Raw genomic sequence first — 800 nt, forward strand, 5'->3', positions numbered from 1 at the left:
GAAGTGTTGCTTTGCGAGATTTGAAGCGCTTGGCAGCTGGTTTGCTTAATCAAATAGATGAACTCTATAGTCAGTCGAATGATGTTGGTGCTGGGGAGCGTATTAACTTACGAGAACAGTGTTTGCTAAGCCTTGGGCAGCTATACCTTCAGCAGGGAGACAATCAATCCGCTTTAGGTGTCTTACGCGAAATCAGAAAAGATAGTCTGTTATCTGACCAGGCACTTTTCGCTTATTCAGTTGCTGCGACTAACCTTGGTCAGCACGGCTTGGCGCTCGAAGCTTTAACGTTGTTGAAAGAGCGCCCACAATTTACGCCCTGGTTACAGCAAGTGCCTTATGCTTTGTCCTATCTGTACGAGCAAATGGGTGAAACAAAGCTTGCACTCCAAAGCTACCGAGTGGCTGTTGAGCATTATGAATCTTTACAAGAGCGTTTTGGCAGACAAGCACAAGAGGTCGATGAGTCGCGTTTGATTGCCGCCTTGAACCTTTCACGCCCCTTAGGTGATGCGAAGTTAGTGAATGATGCCTATGGCATGCTAAATGTTCAGCCTAATGACTATAGCTTTGCACACCTTCTGGCAACGGATGCGTTTCAGCGCCAGGTAAGTGAGCTGCATGAGCTGTATAAGTTAGAAGAATCTTTATCTCAATGGGCTAGCCAGCTGGACTCATTCGACACCATGATGGCAACGCGTATTGCGCTTCGTGAAGACAAAATACAGCAAACAAAGCAAGCGATGGAGAACCAGGACGCTGCACACTGGGAAGATGAGCAGGACAGGTTTGCTGCGGCG

Annotated in this window: 1 protein-coding gene; it reads left to right on the forward strand. The window is 47.6% G+C overall.

What is annotated here, in order from left to right; genetic code table 11:
- On the forward strand, positions 1–800 hold an 800-nt coding region (locus A3761_RS27510), incomplete at both ends, for a tetratricopeptide repeat protein (protein WP_197472983.1).

This window comes from Oleiphilus sp. HI0123 (genome assembly GCF_001635315.1).